Annotated in this window: 25 protein-coding genes; 6 read left to right on the top strand and 19 right to left on the bottom strand. The window is 63.2% G+C overall.

From position 1 onward, the window contains the following. Window positions 1-4 precede the first annotated feature (4 nt). From QM609_RS26220 to QM609_RS26160, 13 genes are all read right to left on the bottom strand, one after another. Window positions 5-289 carry an acylphosphatase gene (locus QM609_RS26220; protein WP_037130369.1) on the bottom strand — a complete coding sequence of 95 codons (285 nt, stop codon included), beginning with the start codon at window positions 287-289 and terminating at the stop codon, window positions 5-7. Window positions 290-294: 5 nt separating this feature from the next. Next, the gene (locus QM609_RS26215) at window positions 295-1218 is read right to left on the bottom strand and encodes an SMP-30/gluconolactonase/LRE family protein (protein WP_050656643.1); all 924 of its coding nucleotides are present in this window, start codon (window positions 1216-1218) and stop codon (window positions 295-297) included. Next, window positions 1218-1670 carry an OsmC family protein gene (locus QM609_RS26210; RefSeq protein WP_003942740.1) on the bottom strand — a complete coding sequence of 151 codons (453 nt, stop codon included), beginning with the start codon at window positions 1668-1670 and terminating at the stop codon, window positions 1218-1220. The genes QM609_RS26215 and QM609_RS26210 overlap by 1 nt, the downstream gene beginning before the upstream one ends. Before the next feature lie 42 nt (window positions 1671-1712). After that, entirely contained in the window at window positions 1713-2582 is an 870-nt protein-coding gene (gene mutM / locus QM609_RS26205; RefSeq protein ID WP_003942752.1) for a bifunctional DNA-formamidopyrimidine glycosylase/DNA-(apurinic or apyrimidinic site) lyase, read from the bottom strand. An 8-nt stretch (window positions 2583-2590) separates the two neighbouring features. Next, window positions 2591-3364 carry a ribonuclease III gene (gene rnc / locus QM609_RS26200; protein ID WP_003942759.1) on the bottom strand — a complete coding sequence of 258 codons (774 nt, stop codon included), beginning with the start codon at window positions 3362-3364 and terminating at the stop codon, window positions 2591-2593. 19 nt (window positions 3365-3383) lie between these two features. Further along, a complete protein-coding gene (gene rpmF / locus QM609_RS26195) occupies window positions 3384-3566 on the bottom strand; it encodes a 50S ribosomal protein L32 (protein WP_007729318.1) in 183 nt (60 codons plus the stop codon). A 2-nt stretch (window positions 3567-3568) separates the two neighbouring features. Then, window positions 3569-4129 carry a YceD family protein gene (locus QM609_RS26190; protein ID WP_007729319.1) on the bottom strand — a complete coding sequence of 187 codons (561 nt, stop codon included), beginning with the start codon at window positions 4127-4129 and terminating at the stop codon, window positions 3569-3571. A gap of 189 nt (window positions 4130-4318) precedes the next feature. Next, window positions 4319-5080, bottom strand: coding sequence for a DivIVA domain-containing protein (locus QM609_RS26185; RefSeq protein WP_003942696.1), 762 nt, complete (start codon window positions 5078-5080; stop codon window positions 4319-4321). A 131-nt stretch (window positions 5081-5211) separates the two neighbouring features. After that, window positions 5212-5706, bottom strand: coding sequence for a pantetheine-phosphate adenylyltransferase (gene coaD, locus QM609_RS26180; protein ID WP_003942776.1), 495 nt, complete (start codon window positions 5704-5706; stop codon window positions 5212-5214). Beyond that, on the bottom strand, window positions 5703-6269 hold the full coding sequence (rsmD, locus tag QM609_RS26175) for a 16S rRNA (guanine(966)-N(2))-methyltransferase RsmD (protein WP_030535425.1): 567 nt from the start codon (window positions 6267-6269) through the stop codon (window positions 5703-5705). Before rsmD ends, coaD begins: the two co-directional genes overlap by 4 nt. Further along, window positions 6266-9670 (bottom strand): pyruvate carboxylase, encoded by a 3405-nt coding sequence (locus QM609_RS26170; protein ID WP_050656644.1) that lies wholly within the window; start codon window positions 9668-9670, stop codon window positions 6266-6268. The genes rsmD and QM609_RS26170 overlap by 4 nt, the downstream gene beginning before the upstream one ends. A gap of 120 nt (window positions 9671-9790) precedes the next feature. Further along, on the bottom strand, window positions 9791-12052 hold the full coding sequence (gene recG, locus QM609_RS26165) for an ATP-dependent DNA helicase RecG (RefSeq protein ID WP_283337600.1): 2262 nt from the start codon (window positions 12050-12052) through the stop codon (window positions 9791-9793). A 73-nt stretch (window positions 12053-12125) separates the two neighbouring features. Next, the gene (locus QM609_RS26160; RefSeq protein WP_050656645.1) at window positions 12126-13835 is read right to left on the bottom strand and encodes a DAK2 domain-containing protein; all 1710 of its coding nucleotides are present in this window, start codon (window positions 13833-13835) and stop codon (window positions 12126-12128) included. Window positions 13836-14168: 333 nt separating this feature from the next. Between QM609_RS26160 and rpmB the strand changes: the two genes are divergently transcribed. Further along, window positions 14169-14360 carry a 50S ribosomal protein L28 gene (rpmB, locus tag QM609_RS26155; RefSeq protein WP_003942669.1) on the top strand — a complete coding sequence of 64 codons (192 nt, stop codon included), beginning with the start codon at window positions 14169-14171 and terminating at the stop codon, window positions 14358-14360. 137 nt (window positions 14361-14497) lie between these two features. Then, window positions 14498-15292 (top strand): enoyl-CoA hydratase-related protein, encoded by a 795-nt coding sequence (locus tag QM609_RS26150; protein ID WP_003942812.1) that lies wholly within the window; start codon window positions 14498-14500, stop codon window positions 15290-15292. Window positions 15293-15358: 66 nt separating this feature from the next. Here the strand turns inward: QM609_RS26150 and QM609_RS26145 are convergent, their stop codons facing one another. Genes QM609_RS26145 through QM609_RS26135 form a run of 3 tightly spaced genes read right to left on the bottom strand, consistent with a single transcriptional unit; the run spans window position 15359 to window position 17610 of the window. Next, window positions 15359-16030 carry a uracil-DNA glycosylase gene (locus QM609_RS26145; protein ID WP_050656646.1) on the bottom strand — a complete coding sequence of 224 codons (672 nt, stop codon included), beginning with the start codon at window positions 16028-16030 and terminating at the stop codon, window positions 15359-15361. After that, on the bottom strand, window positions 16030-16551 hold the full coding sequence (locus QM609_RS26140; protein WP_050656647.1) for a gamma carbonic anhydrase family protein: 522 nt from the start codon (window positions 16549-16551) through the stop codon (window positions 16030-16032). Before QM609_RS26140 ends, QM609_RS26145 begins: the two co-directional genes overlap by 1 nt. 9 nt (window positions 16552-16560) lie before the next feature. After that, window positions 16561-17610: a thiamine-phosphate kinase gene (locus QM609_RS26135; protein ID WP_179090771.1), complete on the bottom strand. Its 1050-nt coding sequence runs from the start codon at window positions 17608-17610 to the stop codon at window positions 16561-16563. A gap of 77 nt (window positions 17611-17687) precedes the next feature. Between QM609_RS26135 and QM609_RS26130 the strand changes: the two genes are divergently transcribed. Continuing rightward, entirely contained in the window at window positions 17688-18380 is a 693-nt protein-coding gene (locus tag QM609_RS26130) for a DUF3515 domain-containing protein (protein WP_081377619.1), read from the top strand. Here the strand turns inward: QM609_RS26130 and QM609_RS26125 are convergent, their stop codons facing one another. The 3 genes from QM609_RS26125 to QM609_RS26115 all read right to left on the bottom strand — a co-directional run bounded on the left by QM609_RS26125 (window position 18381) and on the right by QM609_RS26115 (window position 21705). Next, window positions 18381-19487: a D-alanine--D-alanine ligase family protein gene (locus tag QM609_RS26125; RefSeq protein ID WP_042450837.1), complete on the bottom strand. Its 1107-nt coding sequence runs from the start codon at window positions 19485-19487 to the stop codon at window positions 18381-18383. Window positions 19488-19558: 71 nt separating this feature from the next. Beyond that, the gene (locus QM609_RS26120; RefSeq protein WP_050656648.1) at window positions 19559-20710 is read right to left on the bottom strand and encodes a cystathionine gamma-lyase; all 1152 of its coding nucleotides are present in this window, start codon (window positions 20708-20710) and stop codon (window positions 19559-19561) included. Then, window positions 20707-21705 carry an NAD(P)H-dependent glycerol-3-phosphate dehydrogenase gene (locus QM609_RS26115; protein ID WP_030535420.1) on the bottom strand — a complete coding sequence of 333 codons (999 nt, stop codon included), beginning with the start codon at window positions 21703-21705 and terminating at the stop codon, window positions 20707-20709. Before QM609_RS26115 ends, QM609_RS26120 begins: the two co-directional genes overlap by 4 nt. Before the next feature lie 126 nt (window positions 21706-21831). On the opposite strand from QM609_RS26115, the gene cofC reads away from it, so the two are divergent. Genes cofC through QM609_RS26100 form a run of 3 tightly spaced genes read left to right on the top strand, consistent with a single transcriptional unit; the run spans window position 21832 to window position 25820 of the window. Continuing rightward, complete coding sequence (cofC, locus tag QM609_RS26110; protein ID WP_080552786.1) at window positions 21832-22581, top strand: 2-phospho-L-lactate guanylyltransferase; 750 nt, start codon at window positions 21832-21834, stop codon at window positions 22579-22581. Window positions 22582-22632: 51 nt separating this feature from the next. Beyond that, window positions 22633-24876, top strand: coding sequence for an RNA degradosome polyphosphate kinase (locus QM609_RS26105; protein WP_003942685.1), 2244 nt, complete (start codon window positions 22633-22635; stop codon window positions 24874-24876). A 17-nt stretch (window positions 24877-24893) separates the two neighbouring features. Further along, the gene (locus QM609_RS26100; protein ID WP_050656649.1) at window positions 24894-25820 is read left to right on the top strand and encodes a bifunctional NUDIX hydrolase/histidine phosphatase family protein; all 927 of its coding nucleotides are present in this window, start codon (window positions 24894-24896) and stop codon (window positions 25818-25820) included. The last annotated feature ends 176 nt before the right edge of the window (window positions 25821-25996 follow it).

The following is a 25996-nucleotide window of genomic DNA, read 5'->3' as shown; positions in this document are numbered from 1 at the left end:
CAGGTCAGCGTTCGACGAACCCTGTCAGGTCGCCCCTTGCGGTGTCCCAGCTGTCGACCACGAGATCCACCGAGCCTGGGGTAGTACCCGAGCGCAGCAGCTCCACCAATCGCTCGAGCTGCGTGCGTTCGCCCTCCGCCACGACGAGCACTCGACCGTCACGCTGATTGGACGCATATCCGATCAATCCGAGTTCGAGAGCGCGGGCCCTGGTCCACCACCGGAACCCGACGCCTTGAACGTATCCGTGAACCCACGCCGTCAACCGCACAGGCGCTGCTTCAGCCATGACGCTCAGCCCGCCACACGTTCGAGACGGTGAACGTCACCCAGGAATCCGGTGGTGTAGAGCGCGTTGGGATCCCAGCCCGGTCCGGCGCCGAACTTGACCGCAGATGTGAACGGCAGACCCGAGGCGATCTCACACGAAGATCCCGAATCCGGATCGACGCGAACAACTTTGCCGCCTGCATTGAATGCGACGTACAACGCGCCGTCCGGTCCGACGGTCAGATCGTCCGCCATGTTTGCCGGACCGAACCCGGGGAGCGTGATCGTTCGCACCGGCCCGCCCAGATCGTTTGCGTCGAGGATGTGGACGGCGGTGACCATGTCGAAGGTCGTGCTCACGTAGATCGTCGAACCGGAGCGTGCGAGGCCGTCGACGGTGCCGAGGTCTTCACGAACGATCGAACTGCTTCCGTCACTGTTGACGACCGTGAGCCCCGGCCTGGTGAGTGTGCGGGCAGTGAGGAAACGGTTATCGTCCAGCTGCACAAGCCCGTTCGGCATCACCAGACCGTCGGCGATCGTTGTCACCGACCCGTCTGCGACATCGACCTTGCGGAGGCTGCCGTCGGCGATTCCGAACAGTCCCGAGACAGTCGAGTTGCCCGTGGTGAAGTACACGGATCCCTCACGCGCGACCAGACCGCCAGGTCCGGTGACGTCACCGACCAAAGTTGTCCGTGTTCCGTCCGGCGCTACTTTCAGCAGTGCACCCGGCCCGATCAGAGCCGACTGCGACAACACCATCGATCCGTTGCCGTCGAATTCGAGGTTCTCGAGCATTCCGGCACCAGTCGCCACGACGCTCGACGTCCATGTGCCGCAACCACCGTCCGAGCCGTCGGCCGGGACCGAGGCCTGTGCCGGAGCACTCAGCGCCACAACGGAACCCAGTGCGATCGCAGCGACAACGCTGCCGGCGCGGAACATCAGGCTTCCGTGTCGAACGACAGAGTGACCTTGGTTCCGGCCTTGAGGGTGCGCCCGACCGTGCATACCTTGTCCACGGAACGCTCGACGAGAGTGATGAGGCGCTGCTGTGCCTCGGCATCCAACTCGCTGAGATCGAGCTCGAGGACCTCGTCGAGCTGCGGGTAGACTTCGTTTTCACGATCGGCGGCTCCGGACACTCGGACCGTCGCGTCGTAGTTGTCACCGAGCCGGCGCGAGATCGGGAAGTCGGAGCTCATCCCCGTGCATGCGGCCAGTGCAATTTTGAGGAGTTCGCCGGGCGTGAAGACTCCTGGCACCGATTCGGAGCCGATGAGAACCTCTGCGCCGCGCGAACTCTTGCCGGTGTAGAGGCGGGTTCCGGTTCGTTCGACCCAAAGCTCCGTGTGAGCCGGGGCGGTTGCAGTGGTGTCGGGAGTCTGTTCAGCCATGACGCAATCTTGCCACTCCGCCGAACCGAAGGGGCGGGAGACCTAGGCGATTCGCCGTGCCCTCGGGGTCGGCTGGCACCGCGGGCAACTGAACGACGATCGATTCATGAACTTCTCACGCTTGATCGGCGCGCCGCATCGCGGGCACGGGAGGTTTTCCTGCCCGTACGCCGACAGCGACCGGTCGAAGTAGCCCGATTCCCCGTTGACGTTCACGTACAGCGCGTCGAAGGACGTACCGCCCTGATCGAGCGCTTCACCCATCACCGAGTGTGCCGCGGTCAACAGTTCTCGAAGTTTGGGCCTGGTAAGCGTTTCGGCGATTCGGTTGCCGTGAATCTTGGCGCGCCACAATGATTCGTCGGCGTAGATGTTTCCGATTCCGGAGACCACCGTCTGGTCGAGAATCGCGCGCTTGATCTCGGTGTGCTTGCCCCGCAGGACTTTCACGACGGATTCGAGATCGAACGCCGCATCCATGGGATCGCGGGCGATGTGCGCCACCGACTCGGGCAGCATCGTTCCGTCGACCTCGACGAGGGGTGAAATCGACCAGCCACCGAAGGTCCGCTGATCGACGAATCGAAGATCGGCCCCGGAATCGAGGGCCAACCGAATGCGTAGGTGCTTTTCCCAGTCGACTGTCGGGGGTTGGACCAGCATCTGTCCGCTCATCCCGAGATGAACCACCAGTCCGACACCGGCAGGCTCGAGAACCAGCCACAGGTACTTGCCGCGACGCTCTGCCGAAGCGATGGTCTGCCCGGTGAGTTGGCCGATCAAGTCCTCGGAACCGAGAATGTGGCGCCTGATCGCGCGGGGATGGAGTACCTCGACGGCCTCGATCGCCGCACCTACAGCATGAGACTGTAGGCCGCGGCGAACGACTTCGACTTCGGGAAGCTCAGGCAAGAGTGAACTCAGCCGGCAAGATCAGGCGTGTCGTCAGCAGCGACTGCGGTAGCAGCGGCATTCTCCGACATCGTCTTCCATGCCGAACTTGCTGCCTTCTGCTCGGCTTCCTTCTTGGAACGACCGACACCGACACCCAAGGGTTTGCCACTGATGAGAACGGTGGCCGTGAATTCCTTGTCGTGATCGGGTCCTGTGGCGGTGATCTCGTAAACGGGAACTCCGGCACCGTGTTCTGCGGTCAGTTCCTGCAGACTCGTCTTCCAATCCAGACCCGCGCCCAGAAGCGGTGCGCGAGTGAGTAGATCGTCGAACAGATCGAGGACGACGCGTCGCGCAGTCTCGATGCCGTGCTGCAGGTGGATGGCGCCGAGAATCGACTCCATACCGTCGGCGAGAATGGACGGCTTGTCACGGCCGCCCGTCATTTCCTCGCCCTTACCCAGCAGCAGGTGTGCTCCGAGTCCACCTTCACCCAGAGTCCTGGCAACCTCGGCGAGTGCATGCATGTTGACCACGCTGGCACGGATCTTCGCCAGATCACCTTCGGATTTGTCCGGGTGGGACAGGTAGAGATTTTCGGTCACCGTGACGCCGAGAACGGAATCCCCGAGGAACTCGAGGCGCTCGTTCGTGGGCAGTCCGCCGTTCTCGTACGCGTACGAGCGGTGCGTGAGAGCCAGGGTCAGAAGACCGGGCTCTATATCTACGCCGACAGCGGCGAGGAGCTTGTCGTGATTGCCCTCGCCGCCGGCGGCTGAAACTGTATTTTCGCTCGTCATAGTCTTTCTCCGGGGAGAACTAGACAGCAGCGGTTACCTGGCGGCCCTTGTAAGTACCGCATGACGGGCATGCGATGTGGGGAAGGGTCTGCTCGCCACAGCCACGGTTGGGGCAGGTAACGAGGGTGGGCACAGTGGTCTTCCACTGGCTACGACGCGACCGCGTGTTGGATCGCGACATTTTGCGCTTGGGGACAGCCACTTCTACTTCTCCTCGGCTTCGGTGATCACAAGATTTTCGCTGGTGTTTGATTCCACGCCAAATTTGGCCGCGAGACCAGCCCAGCGAGGATCAAGTATGTCATGCCCATGCCCAGATTCCGCAATCGCCAGGCGAATGCCACATTCTGAGCACAATCCCAGGCAATCGTCACTGCACAGAGGCTGGAGCGGAAGCGCCAGCCCGACTGCATCGACGATGACCGGTTCGAGGTCGATTTCGTCGTCTTCGACCGCGTAGACCTCTCCCTCTTCCGTCGTCTCCTCGGTGGTGCTGTCCGGGTAAGCGAACAACTCCGTGAGATAGATGTCCACGGTGTCGGTGAAAGGTTCAAGGCACCGCGAGCATTCACCCTTGGTGGGTGCGTGCACGTTTCCGGTGACGAGAACGCCTTCGGACACTGCTTCGAGACGAAGATCGAGATCTATGTCCGCGCCCGCTTCGATCGCGATCAGATCGAGACCGATACGGTTCGGGGACTGAATTGTTCTCTCGACGGTACGCATCGACCCTGGACGACGACCGAGCTTGACCGTGTCCAGCAAAAATCCCGCATCACTTGACTGATGCGACGAACTACGACGATGCGTTGACAAAGAGGACTCACCTAACTGTTGAAACTGGTATGGGCAACCACTCCACAATACGGCAGCTACAAGGCAAATCCCAATTCGATCCACGAAAAAGTGGGCCGCCCCATATCGGACGACCCACCCTCGACTGACTTGTCTGCTCTATCGGCGCCGCTCGGAACGACGATCGTCGTCCTGGTAGTCGGGAACCCCCGAACCCGTTCGAAGCTGTTGACGACCACGCCCGACCGATCGAACCGTTCCGGTGAGGAACTCTTCGAACTCGGCCAACTTGGTGTCCACGTACAGGTCACACTCCGAACGCATCCTGTCGGACTCGGCATGAGCGGCGTCGATCACTCGCGCGGATTCCGCGTGAGCTGACTGGACAACCTCGGTCTGCGACACCAGACGAGCCTGCTCCGCCGTTCCCTCCGCCACCGAATGTTCGTACGAGGCCTGGCCGGACTCGATCATCCGATCGGCCTCGGCACGCGCCCGTCCGGTGACGGCCTCGTACTCACGACGGCCGTCGGTGACGGTCCGTTCCGCTTCTGCTTCGGCGTCCTCGACCAACTGATCGGCGTGCGCACGCGCTTCGGCAACCATGCGATCGGCCTGAGCCTTGGCATCGGACAGAATCCGGTCGGCGTCGTCGCGTGCGTTCTCCACAGTCGAGGTTGCCTCGGCATTGGCGCTGCTGACCGTCTTCTCGGCGTTTGCTCGCGCGTCACCGACCAATTTGTCGCGATGATCGAGGACGTCCTGAGCGTCGTCCAGCTCGCTCGGAATTGCGTCCCGGACGTCGTCGAGTAGCTCGAGTACGTCACCGCGAGGCACAACACACCCTGCGGTCATGGGAACACCGCGCGCCTCTTCGACAATTGCGACCAGTTCGTCCAGTGCCTCGAATACGCGGTACACAAGCAACCCCAATCTCTACCGGCCGAAATCGGCCCACATCGTCACCGGTCCACTCGGACCTGTGCCCGTTCCTGTCCAAGTTTGCCGGAAGAACGGCCAACGGGGTGTCGTCGTGGTCGGTGTGTCGGGGATCAGCTGTTTTCGGCTGCTCGCTCGGCGATACGTGCGAGTAGCCGAGAATGCACTTTGGCCGGCAACATGTCGGAGACGTCGCCGCCGAAAGTCGCGACTTCCTTCACCAGAGAACTCGACAGGTAGCTGTACGTCGGATTCGTGGCGACGAACAGTGTGTCGACGCCCGTGAGCTTCTGATTCATCTGAGCCATCTGCAGCTCGTAATCGAAGTCGTTCGCGCCGCGCAGACCCTTGACGATCGCGCTGAGGCCTTCTTGTTTCGCGTAGTCGACCAACAATCCGTGCCACGACGTGACGCGAACGTTGGGCAGGTGACTCGTCGCGTCTTCGAGCATCTCGATCCGCTCGTCGATCGTGAACATGCCACGCTTGCTCTTGTTGATCAGCACGGTGACCACGACCTCGTCGAATTGCGCAGCAACTCTTCCGATTACGTCGAGGTGACCGTTGGTCACAGGGTCGAAGGATCCGGGGCAGACGGCGCCAGTCATGAGTCCAGACCGTAGCAGGTGGCCAGCTCGATGCGGGCTTCACCGTAGTTCTTGGCCTTGATCGGCTCGTAGCCCTGAGGCCACACGGTCTCCGGCGAGCGCGACGATCGTTCGAGTACCACGATCGTGCCCTCCCCCACCCATTTGTTGGCCTGCAGATCGGTGAGCATGGACACGACGGCCTCGTCGGTCACCGCATACGGTGGGTCCGCGATCACGATGTCGTATTCACGCGCGCTCGGACCCGAGACCACGGCCGCAACCGGAGCGGCGCGAACCGTCGCCCCAGGCAACGCGACAGTGCCGATGTTCGCCTTGATGACGGCAGCAGCCTTGGCATCCGATTCCACGAGAACAACGTGCTCGGCTCCCCGCGAGAGCGCCTCGAGGCCGAGAGCACCCGAACCCGCAAAGAGGTCGAGAACCGCGCACCCTTCGAGATCGATGCGCGCTTCGAGAGCACTGAACAGCGCCTCACGAACCCGATCCGACGTCGGACGGGTGCCGCTCGGCGGGACTCGCAGGCGTCGACCGCCCGCGAGTCCCGAGATGATGCGTGTCACTCTGCGGCGCTCTCCCCCGTCGAGACGACTACCAGCAGGTCTCCGCCCTCGACCTGTTGGACGGCGCTGATCGCGATCCGAGAGACGACGCCGGCGCGCGGCGAGGTGATCGCCGCTTCCATCTTCATTGCTTCGATCGTGGCCACGGTGTCGCCGGCCTCGATCTTCTGGCCTTCCTTCACCGCGAGCGTCACGACGCCCGCGAACGGTGCCGCCACGTGGCCCGGGTTGTTCTTGTCGGCCTTCTCCGCCACCGGTACGTCACTGGCAATGGAGCGATCGCGGATCGAGACCGGGCGCAATTGACCGTTCAGGATGCACATGACAGTGCGGTAGCCGCGCTCGTCGGGCTCGGAGATCGCTTCGAGACCGATGATCAGCTCAACGCCGGGAGCCAACTCGACGCGGTGTTCGTCGCCGCGCCGCAAACCGTAGAAGAACTGGTTCGCCGAAAGCCGCGACGTGTCACCGTACTTCTCGCGGTGTTCGAGGAATTCCTTTGTCGGGCCGGGGAACAGCAGACGATTCAGCGTCGCCTGACGGTCCTTCGACGAGCCCTCGAGCAGCACCTCGTCCTCAGCGGACAACGTCGCTTCGGGCTTGGCCTGGCCACGTCCTTCGAGTGCCTTGCTGCGGAACGGTTCCGGCCAACCACCGGGAGGCGTACCGAGTTCACCGCGCAGGAAGCCCACCACGGAGTCGGGAATGTCGAACTTCGCCGGATCTGCGGCAAACTCCTCCGAAGGCACGCCGGCGCCGACAAGGTGGAGGGCGAGGTCGCCGACGACCTTCGACGACGGCGTCACCTTCACGAGATGCCCGAGCATGCGGTCCGCGTCGGCGTACTTGGCTTCGACCTCTTCGAACCGGTCGCCGAGACCGAGAGCAACGGCCTGGGTCCGGAGATTGGAGAGCTGGCCGCCCGGAATCTCGTGCGTGTACACACGTCCCGTCGGCGCCGGCAGTCCGGATTCGAACGGCGCGTACACCTTTCGCAGCGCCTCCCAGTACGGTTCGAGGTCGCACACGTTCTGCAGGTTCAGCCCGGTGTCGAACTCGGAGTGCGCAGCGGCGGCAACGATGGCCGAGAGCGCAGGCTGACTGGTGGTTCCGGCCAGTGCCGCCGAAGCACCGTCGACTGCGTCGGCGCCCGCCTGCCACGCGGCGAAATACGTGGCCAACTGTCCACCGGGGGTGTCATGCGTGTGGACGTGAACCGGAAGATCGAAGTTGCTGCGTAGCGCCGTCACGAGCTTGGTGGCCGCCGGAGCGCGCAGCAGGCCCGCCATGTCCTTGATCGCGAGCACGTGAGCGCCCGCATCGACGATCTCTTCTGCCAACTTCAGGTAGTAGTCGAGCGTGTACAGCGTTTCGTTCGGATCCGACAGATCGCCGGTGTAGCTCAACGCCACCTCGGCGAGAGCCGTTCCGGTCTCACGCACCGCGTCGATGGCAGGGCGCATCTGGTCGACGTTGTTGAGCGCGTCGAAGATTCGGAAGATGTCGATGCCGGTGTCGGTGGCTTCCTGAACGAATGCGCGCGTGACCTTTTCGGGATACGGCGTGTAGCCCACCGTGTTTCGACCGCGAAGAAGCATCTGGAGGCAGATGTTGGGAATCGCCTCGCGCAGTGCGGCAAGCCGGTACCACGGATCCTCGTGCAGGAAGCGAAGTCCCACATCGTAGGTCGCGCCGCCCCAGGCTTCGATCGAGAGCAGTTCCGGCGTCAACCGCGCAACGTGCCCCGCTACTCCGAGCAGTCCGCTGGTTCGAACTCGCGTGGCCAACAACGACTGGTGCGCGTCACGGAAGGTGGTGTCGGTGACGCCGACTGCCTTCTGCTCACGCAGTGCCTTCGCGAAACCTTCGGGTCCGAGTTCGAGGAGGCGCTGACGGCTACCGGCAGGAGGGGGTGTCGAAAGATCGATCTTGGGCAGCTTGTCCTGCGGGTACACCGCCGAGGGACGCTCCCCGTGCGGCTTGTTGACAGTCACATCCGCGAGGTAGGTCAGGATCTTCGTGCCGCGGTCTGCCGAAGAACGCAGAGTCAGCAGCTGAGGACGTTCCTCGATGAAGGAGGTTGTCACGCGTCCCGCCCGGAAGTCCGGGTCGTCGAGAACCGCCTGCAGGAACGGAATGTTGGTCGAGACACCACGAATGCGGAACTCGGTGACCGCGCGGCGAGCTCTCGCCACAGCGGCTTCGAGGTCGCGACCGCGACAAGTGAGTTTGACCAGCATGGAATCGAAGTACGCTCCGACCTCGGCGCCGAGTGTGGCGCCACCGTCCAAGCGGATACCGGCTCCGCCCGGGGTGCGGTACGCGGTGATACGGCCGGTGTCCGGGCGGAATCCGTTTGCCGGATCCTCGGTCGTGATGCGGCACTGCAGCGCCGCGCCGCGAAGCTTGATCGTCTCCTGTGACAGACCAAGGTCTGCAAGCGTCGAACCGGACGCGATCTTGAGCTGCGACTGGACCAGGTCCACGTCCGTCACTTCTTCGGTGACGGTGTGCTCGACCTGAATTCGCGGGTTCATCTCGATGAAGACGTGGTTGCCGCGCTTGTCGAGAAGGAACTCGACGGTGCCCGCGCACGTGTATCCGATCTCCTTCGCGAAGGCGACGGCGTCGGCACAGATCTTGGCGCGCAACTCTTCGGAGAGATTGGGCGCCGGAGCGAGCTCGATCACCTTCTGGTGGCGACGTTGCAGCGAGCAGTCACGCTCGAAGAGGTGGATGACGTTGCCCTGCTCGTCGGCGAGGATCTGCACTTCGATGTGCCGGGGGTCGATGACGGCCTGCTCGAGGAAGACCGTCGAATCGCCGAAGGCCGATTCCGCTTCGCGCGCTGCGGCTTCGATCGATTCCTTGAGTTGTGAGCGCTCCGCAACACGGCGCATTCCGCGCCCACCGCCGCCTGCGACAGCCTTGACGAAGAGCGGGAAGGTCATGTCCTCGGCGGCTGCGAGCAACTCGTCGATGTCCGCTGACGGCTCCGAAGACGCGAGCACCGGGAGACCGGCGGCCTTTGCCGCTGCGATGGCCCGAGCCTTGTTTCCGGTCAACTCGAGGATCTCGGCGGACGGGCCGACGAACTTGATGCCTGCCTCGGCACACGCCGCCGACAAGTCCGGGTTCTCGGAGAGGAAGCCGTAACCGGGGTAGATGGCGTCGGCTCCGGCGCTCTTGGCGGCGGCGACGATTTCCTCGACCGAGAGATACGCGCGAACGGGGTGACCCTTCTCCCCGATCTGGTAGCTCTCGTCTGCCTTGAGACGGTGGATCGAATTCCGATCCTCGTACGGGAACACCGCGACGGTTCCGGCACCTAGTTCGTAGGCGGCGCGGAAGGCACGGATCGCAATTTCGCCGCGGTTCGCGACGAGCACTTTGGAGAACATTCGAGAAAACTACCCCGATTTCATCTTGCGTCTACATGCGGAGTCTCATATTTCGGACTGAATCGAGAAACCAACCCGGCGGTCCTCGTGCTATTCGATTTCAGCTTGTCGTCATACCCTTCACGACTTCTCGAGGTACTCGATCCGGTCGGAGTCCAGGGCAGCGGTCACCATGGAAGCGAGGGCGGGATGACCGTCGAGCGACGGATCGGAGTCGACGATTCCCTGAGCGAACTCCCTGGCGGACTCGAGGATGTCTCCATGGGCCATGAGGGAAAGCAGCCGCAGATTCGAGGTTGTGCCCGACTGCGCCGCACCGAGAATGTCTCCTTCACGTCTGGTCGCGAGGTCGAGTTGAGCCAGTTCGAACCCGTCGTTGGTCGCTGCCACCGCCGAGAGCCGCTCGTACGCCGGCCCCCCGGGATTGCTTCCGGTGACGAGGATGCACAGTCCCTGGTGTTTCCCTCGACCGACGCGGCCACGCAACTGATGGAGCTGACTGACGCCGAACCGCTCGGCGTCGACGATCACCATCACCGTCGCGTTCGGAACGTCGACACCGACTTCGACAACGGTCGTACAGACGAGGACGTCGATGTCACCGACGTTGAACGCGCTCATCACCACGTCCTTTTCGTCGGAAGGCAGTCGACCGTGCAGCAACCCGACTCGCAGATCGGCCAGCGGACCACTCGACAGCTCTTCGAAGACGTCAACCGCCGACTTGGTCTCGGGCTGCTTCTCCTCGGTGAACTGATCTTCGCCTGCACCCTGCTCGCCGTCACCGATCCGCGAGCACACGACATACGCCTGACGGCCGTAGGCGACGTCCTCACGGATTCGTTCCCATGCGCGATCGACCCACTGCGGCTTCTGCTTCGCGGGCACGACACTGCTCTTGATCGGGGTTCGCCCACGTGGAAGCTCTCGCAGGGTCGAGACCTCGAGGTCGCCGAGCACGGTCATGGCGATGGTTCGCGGAATCGGCGTTGCCGTCATCACCAGCAGATGCGGACTCAGTCCTTCACGGGCACGTGATCGCAACTGATCACGTTGCTCGACGCCGAAGCGGTGTTGCTCGTCGACGACAACCATGCCGAGGTTGAAGAACTCGACGTTGTCCTGAATGAGCGCATGGGTACCGATGACGATCCCGGCGTCGCCGGTCACGGCTTCGAGCAGAGCTGCGCGCTTCGCAGCGACTGGCAGCGAGCCGGTAAGAAGGGCGATACGGGTGGAATGTTCGGCAGAACCGAGTTCACCACCTGCAGCCAGCGAGCCCATCATCTTGCGCAGTGATCGCGCGTGCTGATTTGCCAGGACCTCGGTGGGTGCGAGCAACGCGCACTGATAACCCGCATCGACGACCTGCAGCATCGCGCGCAGAGCCACGATCGTCTTGCCTGACCCGACCTCGCCCTGAAGAAGGCGGCTCATCGGGTGTGGGCGGGCAAGGTCGGTGGAGATCTCCTCCGCGACTGCTTGCTGTCCCTCCGTCAGAGTGAACGGGAGCATCTCCTCGAACTGGTCCGCGATCCCGCCGGCGACCGGAGCGCAGGCCGGAGCCACACGCTCGGAATTGTCGTGACGACGCATCGCGAGGACCAACTGCAGAGACAGCGCCTCGTCGAAACGCAGACGATCCTGTGCTCGTTCGATGTCTTCCTTGGTATCTGGCAGGTGAACGGTGCGCAGCGCCTCGTCCAAACCGATGAATCCGTGCTCGGCCCGAGTCTCGGCGGGCAACGGCTCCTCGATCGGATCGAGTTGGTCGAGCACTTGCCGCACGCACCGCATGATGGTCCAGCTCTCGACCTCGCGGGTCGCCGGGTACAGCGGGATCAATGCGCGGTCGAAGACGGACAGATCGAGTTCGGCGCCGGGATCCTGATTTGCGCGAGCCAGGCCCGCAAGGTCACCGGCTCCCTTGATGGACGCAAGCGGAACTACCGAATCCTCTTCGCCGACACGAGGTTCCGGGAGAATCAGGTAGCTCGGATGAGTGAGAGACCACTTGCCGCGGAAGTACTTCACCGTCCCGGAGAACATCGCCCGAACGCCGGGCTTGATGACGTGCCGCACCTTCTGCGGGTTGAAGAACGTGACGTCCACGGTCTGCGAATCAGTCGCCAGCGATACTCGCAACATCTGCCCCGGACGGTTCTTCATCTTCACGACGGCGGCCGACGCCACACGCGCGATGATGGTGATGTGCTCACCCTCGGGCGGCTCCTTCTCGGCAAGTTCCTTGCCTGCCGACGCGTACCGGTGTGGGTAGTGACGCAGCAGGTCCTCGACGGTGAGGATCTCGAATGCCTCGTCGAGCGCGTCCGCGGTCTTCTTTCCCAGCAGCCGATCGAGTGGGTCGGCGAGCGTCGCCATCAGTTCCTCCAGCACAGTGTCGCGGTAAGCACATGTGTTCGTATATCAGCAGTCACCGACAGACCCGGTTCGATCACTCCACACCCAACTGGAACAGGTCACCCGGCTGATCACCCTGATAGACGAGCACGTCGACGCCCGGGTGGTGCGCGACGACGTGCGCCTCGAGCTGCCCGGCCAGGTCGTCCGGCGCGTCGGCGCCCATGAGTAGGGTCACGAGTTCGCCGCCGGATCCGAGCGCGAGGTCGACCAGTCGCGCACTCGACTCCGCGACGTCGGGACCGATGAGCACCACCTCGTGCCCCATCAGACCGATCGCGTCACCCGGATCACATGTCCCGACGTAGGTCAGCGAACGCTCGACCGCGATCCGCAACGATCCCCAGCGCGTGGCGGCCGCCGCCTCGGACATCGTGAAGCCGTCGTCGGCGACGTTGCGCTGAGGGTCGTGAACGGCAAGTGCTGCCAGGCCCTGGACCATCGACGACGTCGACAGCAGCAGAACCTGGTGAAGCGGATCGCGTGCAGCGGCACTGACTGCGACGAGTTCCTGAGCGGTCAAAGCTCCGTTCGGAAGCACCAGAACTTCGCTGCGTTCCATCTGACGAATGCGGCCGAGCAGTTGTGCGCGTGTCACCGGCGCATCGTCGCACCGAAGAACCGTCGCACCCTCACTCTCGAACAACGCCGCCGCGCTGTCACCGGCAACGACGGCCAGTACGCCGCGCGCGCCGGCCCCGGGGAATCGCCTCTCCGCCCGTGCCACCAACTGGTCGCGTTCGTCGACGAGAAAACTGCTGATGCGAATACCGTGCACCTTCCCGGCCTCGAGGCCGGCTTCCACGGCTGCACCGGCATCGCAGCAATGCACGTGCACCGACCAGCCGCCGAAACCGTCGCTGACGATGACCGTCGAATCTCCGAGGACGGACAGCCGCGTGCGCAGCGCCGTCATGCGATCGTCGTCGGAGTCGTCGACGAGGTACATGACCTCGAAATCCTGTTCCGAGTGATCACCACATTCGATCGGGCTCTTGTGAGCCCAATCGTGATCGAATGCGCTGACGTCGACAACTGCGCTCGACCTCGGGTCCGGCGTCCCCAGATCTTCGCGAACCTGCGGCTTCCCGGTCAGCACCTCGACAAAGGCGTCGAGGATCAGAACCAGACCGAATCCCCCGGCATCGACCACCCCGGCGGACGCGAGAACGTCCAGTTGCTCCGGCGTCTTGTTCAGTGCGACCGCAGCGGCGTCGGCAGCGGCGGCAACCACGGATGCAAGATCCTCGCCGCTCGGTGTCCTGGTGTCGACGCACTCCTGCGCTGCTTCTCCCGATGCACGCAATACCGTGACGATGGTGCCTTCCACCAGATCGGAGACAGCCCGAGAGGCCAGCGTCGTCGCCGTGGTCAGCGAGTTCGCGAAGCTACGGCCGTCGATGTGCTCACCTTGAACGCTCTCGGCGATGCCCCGGATCACCTGGGAGAGGATCACTCCGGAATTACCGCGAGCACCGGACACGGCGCCTCGAGCCAGAGCGTTGGCGACGCGGCCCGCACTGCGGACGTCGTCCTCGATCGTCTCGGCGGAATCGAGTGCAGCCCGCATCGTGAACAGCAGATTGGTGCCGGTATCCGAATCAGGGATGGGAAAGACGTTGAGGTTGTTGATCTCACCGCGACGTTTCTGGAGGCTGTCGACCGCCCGGCGGGCCCAGCGCCGCAGCAGATGTCCGTCCGCGACGGATTCCGCTTCTTCGGCGACGCGTTGCACTTCCCCCACTGACGGTTCCCCTCGACGATGGAAAGACTGACGATGAAAAAGAGATCGGTGATCGGTGCAGTCGAGGGTAGTCCGACGCTTCTGCGCAACCGTCATTACCGGGCGGTTTGGCCATTCGGGCCGGAAGCGGTTACTCTTACACGGTTGCCTCGAACGGGCTACACGAAATAATGCTGCACTTTGTTTGTTGCTGATTGACTGTTTTCACGTTCGGCTGCACAGTGAGCGGTCAAGGATCAGTTCGAAGTCGAGTATATTCGGATTGTAATTCTGGCTGCCCTACCGTGTAGGGTAACCACTTCAATATTCATTTCTAACAAGGAGTTCGCGACTATGGCTGCCGTCTGCGACGTATGCGCCAAGGGGCCCGGCTTCGGTAAGTCGGTCTCGCACTCGCACCGGCGTACCAATCGTCGCTGGAACCCGAACATTCAGTCTGTTCGTACCGAGGTTGCCCCGGGTAACACCCGTAAGGTCAACGTGTGCACCTCCTGCCTGAAGGCAGGCAAGGTCGCTCGGGGCTGATTGCCCGAGCACAAACTATTGCAGGCTCTGCCCCCGTCACTTCGGTGACGGGGGCAGAGCTGTATCTATATCTATGTGGCTGTATCTATGTGTCCCCGTGTTTCGTATGGCTGTCGGACACCCGTAATGTGCGTTGAGTGACTTCCATCGATGACCTGAGCAAAGTGACCCTCGACGAGGGCGTACTCCGCATCACCATTTCCACCGCCGCCAACGGCACCTCCCTCGACGACGAAGGACTGGTTCAGGGCGCGCAGGCGCTCGAGACAGTCGGAAACGACATCGGGAGCATCCTTCTGGTCGGCGAAGGCGCAAACTTCTGTGCCGGCGGCAACGTCCGTGCGTTCGCCGCAGCCCCTGACCGCGGCGAGTACGTCGCCGAGGTTGCCCGCGTCTTCCACGTGTTCGTTCGCGCGCTCGACGCTGCGACCGCTCCAGTGGTGGCCGGGGTCCACGGATGGGCTGCCGGCGCCGGAATGAGCCTGGTCTGCCTCGCCGACGTCGCAATCGGCGGCACCGGCACCAAGCTTCGCCCCGCGTACCCCTCCATCGGTTTCACCCCGGACGGCGGAATGTCGTGGACGCTTCCACGCATCGTCGGCGTGGCACGCGCTCGCGAGATTCTTCTCAACGATTCGGTGATCGGTGGCGACGAAGCCGTCCGCCTGGGGATCCTCACCCGACTCGTCGGTGACGACGAGGTCCAAGAAGAGGCAGCTCGCCTCGCCCGCGCTCTGGCCAACGGACCGAGTACGTCGTACTCGGGAATCAAAGCACTGCTGCGTTCGTCGCGGACGAACTCGCTCGCCGAGCAACTCGACGCCGAAGCCGCGTCCATCGCCATCGCAGCGAACAGCCCGATCGGACGCGAGGGCGTCGACGCGTTCGTCGACAAGCGTCGGCCCGATTTCACTTCCGCAAAGCAGGCCTAGTCGAACTGCCGTGCCGAACGTCGCGACTCGACGTTCGGCAGGCCGGTTCGTGCAGACACCGTTCGATCAGCCCAGATTCCAGTCCACCGGGTCAGCTCCGAGTCCGGTCAAGAGTTCGTTCGCACGACTGAACGGGCGCGAACCGAAGAACCCGCGCGAAGCCGAAAGCGGTGACGGGTGCGCTGATTCGATGATCGGTGTGTCGCCCAGCATCGGCGCGAGAGTGGCCGCGTCACGACCCCACAAGATCGCCACCATCGGTGACGACCGCGCCACCAAAGCGCGGATAGCCTGCTCGGTCACCGGCTCCCAGCCCTTCTTACGATGAGAAGCGGCTTGACCCGGCTGCACGGTGAGTACGCGATTGAGAAGCAGCACACCTTGTTTCGACCACGGCGTCAGATCGCCGTTCGGCGGTATCGGCAACCCGAGATCCTGGTGATACTCCTTGTAGATATTACCGAGACTTCGCGGAACCGGCCGCACGTCCGGTGCAACCGAAAAGCTCAACCCGACAGCGTGACCGGGCGTCGGATAAGGGTCCTGACCGACGATGAGCACTCGAACGTCCTCGAAAGGGTTCGTGAACGCACGCAAGACCTTCACCCCCGCCGGCAGGTACTCCCGTCCCGCAGCGATCTCTTCGCGCAAGAACTTACCCATCGCGGTGATCTGCTCCGACACCGGTTCGAGTGCTCGCGCCCACCCTGGGTCGACGATCTCTGCAAGCGGCGCCATCAGTCGAGCCTGCGCAACGCGTCGCGGTAGTACGCCGCATTGGCTGCGTACATCTTGACGTTGCCGTCGAGGTGACCGAGCGGAACCTCGTATCCCGCACGGACCTTGGCGGGGACACCGAGTGCCATGCTGCGCGGCGGAACCTGCATCTTGTTGGCCACCACCGCACCAGCGGCGACGATCGACCCCGTCCCGATCACCGTTCCGTTGAGAACAACTGACCCCGACGCGATCAGGCAATGGTCCTCGACGGTCGATCCCTCGATGTGCGCGTTGTGGCCCACGACGCAACCGGAACCGATGACAGTCGCATCGACGGCGGTGCAATGGATGACGGTTCCGTCCTGGATGTTCGATCCGATTCCCACCGAAATGGTTCCGTAGTCACCACGCAATACCGCTTGCGGCCAGATCGAGGTACCCGCTGCGAGAGTCACGGCGCCGATCACCACCGCGTCCGGGTGGACGTATGCGTCCGGATGAATGTCCGGAACTCTGTCTCCAAGTGCGTATACAGCCATGAAAGCAACCTATACCGCGGTGGTACCGGTGGTCGAAAAGCTGTGCCAGCCCCCGCCGCTCTCGCGAAGCGAACCGTCGACGCTCACGCCCGAACCGGCGGCAACCTCACCGATCACGATCCAACCCGACGGAATCTCGAGCTCAGGCCCGAAAGTTGCTGCGAATCCGTGATCTTCACCACCGGAGAGGATCCAGTCCAGCGGATCGACGTCGAGCGCCTCGGCCGCCGATGCGACATCGGGTGAGGTCGGAACCGCAGCCGAGAAGATGTCGAACCGCGCGTGCGAGGCCTCTGCGAGATGTCGAAGATCCGCGATCAATCCGTCGGACACGTCCGTCATGGAATGTGCTGATTCTACGGCGTCCCATGCCGATTGATACGGAGGATTCGGAACGCGATGGGAGGCAAGCAAATCTGGAAAGTTTGCGGGCTTGTCGAGCAGTACGGCTTCGTCGAGCAGTAGTGCCAACCCTGCTGCCGAGCAACCGAACAACCCGGCGACCGCGATCTTGTCACCGATCTTTGCTCCCGAACGCAGAACTGCCGCACGGCCACCGAGATCGCCGAGCACGGTCACCGACACCACGATCACCGGTGACTGGACCAGGTCACCGCCGACCACACCGGCACCCAGATCGGTTGCCGCGTCCCAGATTCCCGCGGAGATTGCGTCGACCACGTCGACGGGTGTCGAAGGCGGGCACCCCAGAGACACCGTGAAGGCCGTCGGCCGCGCTCCCATCGAGACCACATCAGCAGCGTTCTGTGCCACTGCCTTCCGGCCGATGTCGCGTGGTGAAGACCAATCCATTCGGAAATGTCGACCTTCGACCAACATGTCGGACGAGACAACCACACGGCCGTCTCCGGAAGTCACGATGGCGGCATCGTCACCCGGCCCCAATTCAGTGGTGACCGGTTGGATTCGGCCGAGAAGAGATCGCGCGATCACGTCGAACTCCCCCACCTGCTCGACAGTGGGCTCCGACCCGAACTCCGATGACGCAGTGAACTCTGATGATGCAGTGAACTCCGATGATGCGATGAGTCTCTCCAATGCCGACGCAATTCGCTCGTAAGCGGCCTGCGGTACCTTCTAGCTGTGGTCGTGAATGCTTCTGCAAGCTCACGCGTGTGTCGGCAATCCTACCGATTCACCGACATGCTCTCAGAAGTGACAAGACCGCTGATCGACTGGACCAGGACCCGAGCGAAGAACTGAGCATGGCAGAAAACACCTCCACCGCAGACAACGCCGACATCGACCCCGACGGCGACGACGATCCGTCAGAGCGCCGCAGTCCGGCGCTGATCGCCACCGCCATCGCACTCCCGGTAGCCCTGATCGTCGGAGTAGTGATCGCGGCCGTCGTCGCGGGAAACAACCCTGAACTCTCGCCGGTTGCATTGGGACCCGTACCGGCACCGGCAGCGGAGTCGCCGGCCTGCGTTTCCCTTCTCGGCGCGCTCCCCGACAAGATCGACGACTTCACGAAAGCCGAATTGGTAGAACCTGCTCCGGCCGGTGCGGCAGCGTGGCAGCGCAGCGAAGGAGAGCCGATCGTCTTGCGCTGCGGACTCGACCGTCCGTCCGAGTTCGACCAGGCTGCAGCACTACAGGTCGTGAACGGAGTCCAGTGGTTCCAGGTCTCGGGAACCGACATCGGTTTGGCGGCGAGCACTTGGTTTGCCGTAGACCGCGGTGAATACGTCGGTATCACGATCCCCGACGGGACCGGTCCGACGCCGATTCAGGAAATCTCCGACACCATCACGGCGACTCTCGAACAGAAGCCTCTCGACCCGGCGCCGGTCGCGGTTCCCTGATCAGCGAAGGCCGGTGCCGCGAGCGACGGCGGTGTCGACCAGAGTCGAAATCAAAGTGCGGTAATCGATTCCGGTGGCGTTCCACATCTTCGGGTACATCGAGATGGAAGTGAACCCGGGCATCGTGTTGATCTCGTTGATCACCGGGCCGTCAGCCGTGACGAAGAAATCGACCCGCGAGAGTCCCTGGCAATCGAGTGCCTTGAACGCGCGGACAGCAAGCTCCCTAATCTGGTCGCTCACCGACTCGTCGAGTTTCGCGGGGATGTCGAATTCACAGACGTCGTCGAGGTACTTGGTGTCGAAGTCGTAGAACGCGTCCGAATCGGCGTCGGAATCCGGCATCCGGATCTCGGCGACCACACTCGCCTTGACGTCGCCGTTCGGGAATTCGAGGACGCCGCATTCCACCTCGCGGCCGATGATCGCGCCTTCGACGATCACCTTGGGGTCATGCAGGCGTGCATGAGCGATCGCCCCGTCCAGACCGTCCCAATTGCTCACCCGAGTGATGCCGATGGACGAGCCTCCACGAGCGGGCTTGACGAAAACCGGAAGGCCCAATTCCGCCTTCTGCTCTTCGGTCAGCGTTGCGGTTCCCGGCCGAAGCACGACCTGCACTCCAACGGGAAGTCCTTCAGCAGCAAGAAGCTTCTTCGTGAACTCTTTGTCCATGCCGGCGGCGCTGGCCAGAACTCCGGGTCCGACGTACGGAACCCCGGCAAGTTCGAGCAGACCCTGAATCGTGCCGTCTTCGCCGTAAGCCCCATGAAGAACGGGGAACACGACGTCGACCGACGCGAGCACAGCACCGGCGTCGGAGCCGTCGAAGGAGATGACCTCGCCCTCGCGGGTGGGGTCCGCGCTGAGGACCACCGACGTTCCGTCTTTGTCGACCGACGGCAGCGCGCGCCCGCTGATCGCGAGGGAACTGGGGTCGCTCGAACCGAGCACCCAGGAACCGTCGACGGTGATGCCGATCGGTACGACGTCGTACCGATCGGGGTCGAGGTTGCTCAGGACGCTTCCGGCGGAAACACAGGACACTGAATGCTCATTGCTCCGGCCACCGAAGATCACGGCCACGCGGGTACGGCTGCTGTTCACGCGTCAAACCGTACCGCCGAATCGACTGCGGCACGCGATCGGGCCGGACCGATTTCGTCGACCCGGCCCGTTTACGCGTCGAGTGCGCGCTCGATGTCGGCCAGGAGATCGGCGGTGTCCTCGATGCCACAAGCGATTCGGACAAACCCCGCACTGACCGGATCGCCCCAGCGCGCACGGCGATCCGCCGTCGTGTGGATCCCGCCGAAGCTGGTAGCAGCCGTGACGAGAGCGCTCGCTTCGACGAACGAGTGGAAGGCCTGAGCCGAATCCAACTCGACGCTCACCAATCCGCCAAATCGATTCATCTGACCGGATGCCGTTGCATAGGACGGGTCACCGCGAAGGCCGGGGTAACGAACGGACCGGACTGCTTTGTGATTTACCAACATCTCGGCAAGCGCCAGCGCGTTGTCGCACTGACGCCCGAATCGCAGGCCTGCCGTGCCGAGGCTCCGGTGCGCAAGCCACGTCTCGAAGGGGCCGAGCACCGTTCCCGAGAGAAGTCGCTCACGCTCGATTCGCCGACTCACTGCCGCATCGGAGGTGGCGACGTAACCCATCAGGAGGTCACTGTGCCCGCTGAGAGCCTTGGTACCGCTGGCCACCACGACGTCGGCACCCAATTCGAGCGGGCGCTGACCCAGCGGTGTCGCGGTCGTGTTGTCGACGATCAGCAGCGCACCCGAACGGTGGCACGCGTCGGCGAGCACGCGAAGGTCGACCACGTCCAGCACCGGGTTGGACGGCGTCTCGGCGACGACGACCACGCGGCCCGGTGACGCGTCGAGCAGATCTACGAAGCTCGCGTCGCCCATCTGCAGAGTCGAAACCTCGCGAACGGTGATTCCCAACGGCGCGAGGCGCTCGTTCGCGTACAACCGCACTTGGTAGTACCCGTCCGAGGGCACGACGACGGTATCCCCCGCGACGAGGACGCTGCGCAAGGTAGCGGTGATCGCGGACATCCCCGATCCCATGACGAGGGCGTGGTCCGCTCTCTCGAGCGCCGCGAGCGCGGATTCGAGTCCGCGCCAACCCGGGTTCGATGCACGTGCATAGGTATCGGACTCGGAACCTTCGTCCGCCGAAAGTTGGTACGGCGCAGCGAATATCGGGCCCAGTTGCATGGGCTGACCCGCGGCGTGTTCGCGCGCGACGGCGCTCACGCTGCGCGTCGAATCCCCGTAATCCTCGAAGCGACCCACACCGATTTCACTCATTCCGGCTTCGTCCGGCGTCCGAGCAACTGACCGATCGCATCGCTGACGGCCATGCCTTCGTGGCACACCCGGTGGACCGCGTCGGTCAACGGCATCTCCACGTCGTATCCGGCAGCGAGTGCGCGTACCGACGTGCACGACTTCACGCCCTCGGCGACCTGACCGTTGGTTGCCTTCTGTGCCGACTCCATCGACCCGCCTCGTCCGAGCCGCTCTCCGAACGTCCGGTTTCGCGACAACTCGGACGTGCAGGTCGCTACCAGGTCACCGACGCCCGCCAAGCCTGCAAGAGTCGACGCCTTGGCGCCGAGCGCAACGCCGAGACGAATCGTCTCGGCGAGCCCACGGGTGATGATGCTGGCAACCGTGTTGTCGCCGAATCCACTGCCGGCGGCCATGCCGCAGGCCAGCGCGATCACGTTCTTACACGCACCACCGATCTCGCATCCGATGACGTCGGAGTTGGTGTACGGCCTGAAATAGCCCGTAGCACAAGCATCCTGGAGAGCGAGGGCACGCGAGGAATCCGAACAGGCGATCACCGTCGCCGCGGGCTGCCCGCCGGCGATCTCGTGTGCAAGATTCGGGCCCGAGAGCACCGCGACGCGCCCCGGTTCCACGCCGGTCACCGACACGATGACCTGGCTCATCCGCATGAGCGTCCCGGTCTCGATTCCCTTGGCCAGACTCAGCAGAGTCGCATCGGGCCCGATCGAGCCTTTCCACTGCTCCAGGTTTGCTCGTAGCGACTGCGAGGGAACCGCCAGCACGATGAAGTCAGCACCTGCCATCGCCTCCTCGTGGTGGTGGGTCGCGCGAATCGACGAAGGCAAAGCAATGCCTGGCAGATAGTCGCTGTTCTCGTGCGTGGTGTCGATGCGCTTCGCGACCTCTTCACGCCTGGCCCACATCGTCACGTCGGTTCCGGCCTCGGCCATCACCTTCGCCAACGCCGTTCCCCACGAACCTGCGCCCAATACAGCTGCCTTACTCACACGCTCACCCCGTCTACCCGGCGAAGCGGGTCGCCGCCAGAAAAATCGTCTGCACAGAGTATCGCCTGTGGTGCACTGCGGTGGGCAGCCGCGGACACCGAGCGTGATGACTGGCAAGATCGAGGGATGGACAGCGCGGAACCCCCGTACCCACACGCCGTGGAGACACCGCATGCGCGCACGGAGATCGAACGCCCCATGCATGCGATAGTGGCCGTCAAGTCCTTGAGATCGGCCAAGTCCCGCCTCGCGGGCGAACTCGACTCGGACGCGCGTGCAGACCTCGTGTTGGCCATGCTTCACGACACCCTCGCCACAGTTGCAGCCGTCTCGGCCATCGACAGCGTCACAGTGGTCACCCCGGACCCCACCGTTGCCGCCCTTGCATATTCCGTCGGCGTGACGGTCTACGCCGATCCAGCTCCCGACGGCGCCCGAACCAACGGCGCAACACCGCGCACGGAGGAAACCCTCAACGCGGCGTTGAGTGCAGCGGCCGCCGATATCCGAGCCAAGCGCGGAGTGGTCGACCTCGTTGTGCTGCAAGCCGACTTGCCCGCCATGCAACCGAGCGAACTGACGGAGGCCGTGGCCGCGGCCCGAAGCGGCGGACGTTCAGTCGTCGTCGATCACCACGGCACCGGCACTTCCGCATTGTTTGCGTGCGGCGAAAGCGCGCTCGACCCTCGGTTCGGGCCGGAATCCGCACTTGGACATGCCAATTCAGGTGCTCGTCCACTCAACGGCCAATGGCCGGGACTGCGCACCGACGTCGACACCCATGCCGATCTCGGCACTGTGCGAGCACTGGGAGTAGGCCCCGCGACATCGGCTTCGTTGACCAGACTCAAGGCCACGCCGTCGAACAGTCGATGAATTTTCTTTCATCGATTGTCGGACCGCGCGATTGTGGGGGATGATCGACGAGTGAGCAATGGCGAAGCACTCGAAAACCGTATTTCCGAAGACCAGTCGGACGGAGACCACAGCTCCGGCCGGCACGAGAACGGCGCGGCCACCTCGCCGCGATCTCAGGCCGTCGCGGTCGCCACCAACATCCCGGGCGCTCCCCCTGCAGCTACCAAGGCAGAGCTACCCGAATTGCTCGTCGGACTTCCCGAGGATCGTTACCTCAACCGCGAACTCAGCTGGCTCGATTTCAATGCCCGTGTTCTCGCATTGGCCGCCGACGAGTCACTGCCGTTGCTCGAACGCGCAAAGTTCCTCGCCATCTTCGCTTCCAATCTCGACGAATTTTTCATGGTCCGGGTCGCCGGACTCAAGCGCCGCGACGAGACGGGACTGTCGGTCAGGTCCGCCGACGGCCTCTCCCCACGCGAACAATTGGCGCTCATCGCGCGTCGCACCCAGGAACTCGCCGACAAGCACGCACACGTGTTTCTCGACTCGGTCCGCCCTGCCCTGGCGGCAGAAGGCATTTCAATCGTTCGATGGGCCGACCTCAGTGCCGACGATCACGGCCGGCTCTCGGCGCATTTCCACGAGCAGGTCTTCCCGGTACTGACGCCGTTGGCAGTCGATCACGCCCACCCGTTCCCCTACATCAGCGGACTGAGCCTCAACCTCGCCGTGACAGTGAAGGACTCCGTCACCCGCGGCGAACACTTCGCTCGCGTCAAGGTTCCCGACAACGTCGGGCGGTTCGTGCGAGTCAAGAGCACGACATCTTCGTCCACCATCGATTCTTTCCTCCCGATGGAAGAACTGATTTCGGCTCATCTGGACGTGCTGTTCCCCGGAATGGAAATCGTCGAACATCACGCTTTCCGAATCACACGCAACGCCGATTTCGAGGTCGAAGAAGATCGGGACGAGGATCTGCTGCAGGCACTCGAACGTGAATTGGCGCGTCGTCGTTTCGGTTCACCCGTTCGCCTCGAAGTTGCCGACGACATGACCGAGCACATGCTCGAACTGCTTCTGCGTGAACTCGACGTCGATCCGGCCGACGTGATCGAGGTTTCCGGTCTCCTCGACTTGTCCTGCCTCTGGCAGGTTTACGCCGTCGACCGCCCCGCTCTCAAAGACGCTCCGTTCGTCCCGGCGACGCATCCGGCGTTCGGTGAACGCGAGACTCCGAAGAGCGTGTTCTCGACCCTGCGCGAAGGCGACGTGCTCGTCCACCACCCATACGACTCGTTTTCCACAAGCGTTCAACGCTTCATCGAACAGGCCGCCGCCGACCCGCAGGTGCTCGCGATCAAGCAGACCCTGTACCGCACTTCCGGCGACTCCCCCATCGTCAATGCACTGATCGACGCCGCCGAAGCGGGCAAGCAGGTTGTCGCGCTGGTGGAGATCAAGGCCCGCTTCGACGAGCAGGCCAACATCAAGTGGGCACGCAAACTCGAGCAGGCCGGCGTTCACGTCGTCTACGGTCTCGTCGGTCTCAAGACTCACTGCAAGACGTGCCTCGTCGTCAGACGAGAGGGCTCGACCATTCGTCGTTACTGCCACATCGGCACGGGCAACTACAACCCGAAGACCGCGCGCATGTACGAGGACGTCGGATTGCTCACCGCAGCACCGGAGATCGGTGCAGACCTCACCGACCTCTTCAACTCGCTGACCGGATACTCCCGAAAGACGAGCTACCGCAACCTTCTCGTAGCGCCGTACGGGGTTCGCCGCGGGATCATCGAGCGGATCGACAACGAGATCGCGCACAAGCTCGCAGGCCGCGATGCCGGTATCCGCTTGAAGGCCAACGCATTGGTCGACGAGCAGGTCATCGACGCGTTGTACCGCGCGTCCAAGGCCGGTATCCCCGTCGAGATCGTGGTTCGCGGAATCTGCGCGCTCAAGCCGGGCGTTCCCGGCCTCAGCGAAAACATCGAAGTACGTTCCATTCTCGGACGCTTCCTCGAACACTCGCGAATGTTCCATTTCCGCTCGGCCGACGAATTCTGGATCGGCAGCGCAGACATGATGCACCGCAACCTCGATCGCCGCGTCGAGGTCATGGTGCAGGTCAAGGACCCGAAACTGTCGAAGCAACTCGGTGACATCTTCGACTCCGCGCTCGATCCCCGAACTCGCTGCTGGGTACTGCATCCGGACGGGAGTTGGGTCGCTGCCCCCGAACGCGGTGAGGACGTACGTGAGCATCAACAGTCGTTGATGCGCAGCCGCACCGCCAGCGGGTCTTGACGGGCTCGGATCACACAATGAGCGACAAGCCGGTCAAAGCCAACATCTTTGCCGCAGGCGCGGTTCTGTGGCGGAAGGCTCCTCAGGATCCTTCCGCCATCGAGATCGCCGTCGTACATCGACCGAAGTACGACGACTGGTCATTCCCCAAAGGAAAGCTCGATCCCGGCGAGACCTTCTTGACCGCAGCAGTTCGCGAGGTCCGCGAAGAGACCTCGATCACCGGACGTTTCGGAAGGCACCTCGGTGGCGTGACGTACCCGATCCCGGGACATCGCAAACTCAAACGGGTCGAATACTGGTCGGCCGAAGCAGTGGACGGAGATTTCGGGCCGAATAGCGAAGTGGATGTTCTCTATTGGCTTCCGGTCACCGAGGTAGCCGATCATCTTTCCTACCCGATGGATCGAATGATTCTTCGCCGCTTCGTTTCCCTTCGGCCTGACACGAAAACGGTATTACTCGTCCGCCACGCAAAAGCTGGAAGCCGTAAGCGATACAAGGGCGACGACAATCTGCGTCCACTCGACGCCAAGGGCAAAGAGCAATCCGCCGCCTTGGTCGAACAGCTGAAAATCTTCGGAGCCGATTCGGTTTTCGCGGCTGACCGTACGCGCTGCATCGACACTGTGATGCCATTGGCGGAGGCATTGGGTGTAGAGATTTCGACGGAACCTCTTCTGACCGAAGAAGGTTACGAGGCCGATCCCGACGCCGCCAGGGCGCGTGCGCTGCAGATCGCCGCGCTGGAGGGCACTCCCGCAATCTGCAGCCAAGGAGGCGTCATCCCCGATTTAATGCGCTGGTGGGCTGATACGGCCGGTGTAACACTGCCCTCGGCGCGCAACCGTAAGGCGAGCACTTGGGTGCTCTCGTTCCTCGACGGCCGTCTGGTAGCCGCGGATCACCTCGACAGCCCGCTCCCCAAAGTCGCCAACTCCTGAGGGATTTGGACCAACCGACACCCAGCTCGATTCGGTAGTTTTGCAAAGCACTGAAACACAGGAGAATTCACACTTCTCCCAGACAGCAAAAAAGAGGTGCAGCCCCGGGTGAGGTGCGCGGCCGCACCGGGATGTGGTTATGGAACGGGTTTTTTTCCCCAACGCCGGGACAGTTG

This window comes from Rhodococcus sp. IEGM 1302 (assembly GCF_030056935.1).
Lineage (GTDB): Bacteria > Actinomycetota > Actinomycetes > Mycobacteriales > Mycobacteriaceae > Rhodococcus_F > Rhodococcus_F qingshengii.
The sequence above is the reverse complement of the archived record's forward strand: the minus strand, read 5'-3'. Positions and strand labels throughout refer to the sequence as shown.

What these genes read in the sequence shown, in the direction of transcription:
- QM609_RS26220 (WP_037130369.1), bottom strand. Translation starts at nt 289, where the DNA reads ATGGCTGAAGCAGCGCCTGTGCGGTTGACGGCGTGGGTTCACGGATAC.
- QM609_RS26215 (WP_050656643.1), bottom strand. Translation starts at nt 1,218, where the DNA reads ATGTTCCGCGCCGGCAGCGTTGTCGCTGCGATCGCACTGGGTTCCGTT.
- QM609_RS26210 (WP_003942740.1), bottom strand. Translation starts at nt 1,670, where the DNA reads ATGGCTGAACAGACTCCCGACACCACTGCAACCGCCCCGGCTCACACG.
- rnc (WP_003942759.1), bottom strand. Translation starts at nt 3,364, where the DNA reads ATGACGAGCGAAAATACAGTTTCAGCCGCCGGCGGCGAGGGCAATCAC.
- coaD (WP_003942776.1), bottom strand. Translation starts at nt 5,706, where the DNA reads ATGACTGGCGCCGTCTGCCCCGGATCCTTCGACCCTGTGACCAACGGT.
- QM609_RS26170 (WP_050656644.1), bottom strand. Translation starts at nt 9,670, where the DNA reads ATGTTCTCCAAAGTGCTCGTCGCGAACCGCGGCGAAATTGCGATCCGT.
- recG (WP_283337600.1), bottom strand. Translation starts at nt 12,052, where the DNA reads ATGGCGACGCTCGCCGACCCACTCGATCGGCTGCTGGGAAAGAAGACC.
- rpmB (WP_003942669.1), top strand. Translation starts at nt 14,169, where the DNA reads ATGGCTGCCGTCTGCGACGTATGCGCCAAGGGGCCCGGCTTCGGTAAG.
- QM609_RS26145 (WP_050656646.1), bottom strand. Translation starts at nt 16,030, where the DNA reads ATGGCGCCGCTTGCAGAGATCGTCGACCCAGGGTGGGCGCGAGCACTC.
- QM609_RS26140 (WP_050656647.1), bottom strand. Translation starts at nt 16,551, where the DNA reads ATGGCTGTATACGCACTTGGAGACAGAGTTCCGGACATTCATCCGGAC.
- QM609_RS26120 (WP_050656648.1), bottom strand. Translation starts at nt 20,710, where the DNA reads ATGAGTGAAATCGGTGTGGGTCGCTTCGAGGATTACGGGGATTCGACG.
- cofC (WP_080552786.1), top strand. Translation starts at nt 21,832, where the DNA reads ATGGACAGCGCGGAACCCCCGTACCCACACGCCGTGGAGACACCGCAT.
- QM609_RS26100 (WP_050656649.1), top strand. Translation starts at nt 24,894, where the DNA reads ATGAGCGACAAGCCGGTCAAAGCCAACATCTTTGCCGCAGGCGCGGTT.